Here is a 2010-nt window from a genome sequence, read left to right as displayed (position 1 = left end):
AGAAATGAAATTTAAGGACATAAGAAAAGTAGTAGGGTCTGCGACACCCCACTACCAAAAAAGTTATCATGTCGAAAATGACGACTTTGAAAATACGATTTCGTTTCTTCAGTATAACACAAAACGTAATTCCTAAACATAAAAAGGGGGTACCACTACTGGTGCAAGGGGGTTCCTGTGAAGGGGGTTCCCTTGCACTGGTAGATGGCTACCCTTTTTGATTTTGAAAACCATTTTAGTAAATATAAAAAATAAAGATGATTCCCTATGCCGTTCCGACAAAGCGTATGCTGTCGGACGGCTGGGGACTTTTTTTATATTCTTCCGAAGGTTCAATGCAAAGCATTATTTAGTCATGAAAATGACCCCATTAGCGCCAATTTTTTTAGGGTGCATAAATGGGCACTGTTACTTTTTACAGTGATGCCCTCCTGAATATTTGGTTAGGTCGATAGAGGGCATTTTATTTCCTAGAGCCAACCCCTCATTTGGAATTGGTCATTCCATTTTAAAATAAAATGGCGCACTTATACACTCTGCAGAGTGACTGCTAAAACGCTGCGCATTTCCGTCAAGCGTGTGTGAAGTAAAACTAAAGCTGAACGAGTTCGGATGATAGGTCCATTTATATGGAGTGGCCCTCTTTGGTAAACTGCGGAAGTGTGCCCCAGAGGGCGAATTTTCCCGACGGGGTATGCTTTTGGAGTTTAAGAGGGTGGAGGCTCGATGTCAATGGTTCTATGCTTTCGTAATCCAGTAGGCTTTATATTGACAATGTGCGTATCTTGTAATATATTTGTGTGAAATAATCAAATGAGGTGAGCCTTACATGGCAAAAATGGTTAGAGTAAATACTCAAGTTTCTGATGAGCTCAACGACAAGCTTGTAGCTGAATCTGAAAGAATTGGTGTTCCGAAATCGACAATAGTCACAATGGCTTTAGAAACGTACTTCCAGCAAAAAGAATCGATTAAGGCTATGACTGATATTGGTTTGGTTATTCAGAAGCTTGAGGATCTAGAGAAACGAATTGAGAAGCAGTAATTTTGGGTTAGGGGTTATTAACTTGATTTTAATTAAACATTACGAGAAAAAATGGAGGTGAAAGGATGGACAAAGGCAACGGAGATGAGGTTTTGCTCACTCCAAATGATGTTGTAACTGTGACTAGAATGAATCACATTGTCGAGGTGCAGCACATGGAGAAAATGAACCGAAAAAACCATATCAAAAAATTGGACAAGGATAGGTTTGTTGACCTCTCAACAGGAGAAATTAAGGAATTCGAACACTCTGAAAATCGCCAACAAAACTATAATTCTCTTAGACAAACTTTTAAAAAACTAAGATATTTAATAAATAATAATTTCGTAGGAAAATCAAACGAATTACATATAACACTGACATATAAGGAAAATATGACTGATACAAAAAGGCTTTATACCGATTTTGATAAATTCATGAAACGCATGAAATATTCCTACAAGAATGAAAGTTCAATAGACTATTTATCTGTAGTTGAACCACAAGGGCGTGGAGCATGGCATTGTCACGTTTTAATGCGTTTTAATGATTTAGATAAGGTTTATATCAAAAACTCTGATTTGAGGTCTCTGTGGGGCGCAGGATTCGTTAAAATTAAGTCGTTGAAGGATGTTGATAATATCGGAGCGTATTTAAGCGCATATTTGACCGATATTGATATTGACGAAGCGAAAGATTTTGAAACCATTTCGAAAGTTGCTTCTGAAGGGTGTTTGGTAGAAACGAAGATTGTAGATGGCAAAGAGAAAAAATTCATCAAGGGTGGTCGGCTTCACATGTATCCTCCTGGAATGAACATGTATCGAAAATCGAAGGGGATCGTTAAGCCGGAACGTGAAGAAATGAAATTTAAGGACATAAGAAAAGTAGTAGGGTCTGCGACACCCCACTACCAAAAAAGTTATCATGTCGAAAATGACGACTTTGAAAATACGATTTCGTTTCTTCAGTATAACACAAAACGT

Annotated in this window: 2 protein-coding genes; both read left to right on the top strand. The window is 37.9% G+C overall.

The annotated features are described in order from the left end of the window. Nucleotides 1-829 precede the first annotated feature (829 nt). Nucleotides 830-1045: a hypothetical protein gene (locus tag PZE06_RS25645; RefSeq protein WP_150917858.1), complete on the top strand. Its 216-nt coding sequence runs from the start codon at nucleotides 830-832 to the stop codon at nucleotides 1043-1045. 155 nt (nucleotides 1046-1200) lie between these two features. Then, nucleotides 1201-2010 (top strand): rolling circle replication-associated protein (locus PZE06_RS25640; RefSeq protein WP_275792089.1); only part of this gene is annotated, 810 nt, incomplete at its 3' end.

This window comes from Robertmurraya sp. DFI.2.37 (assembly GCF_029211245.1).
GTDB classification, from domain to species: domain Bacteria; phylum Bacillota; class Bacilli; order Bacillales; family Cytobacillaceae; genus Robertmurraya; species Robertmurraya methanolica_A.
This window is presented reverse-complemented; position numbering and strand designations above follow the sequence as displayed.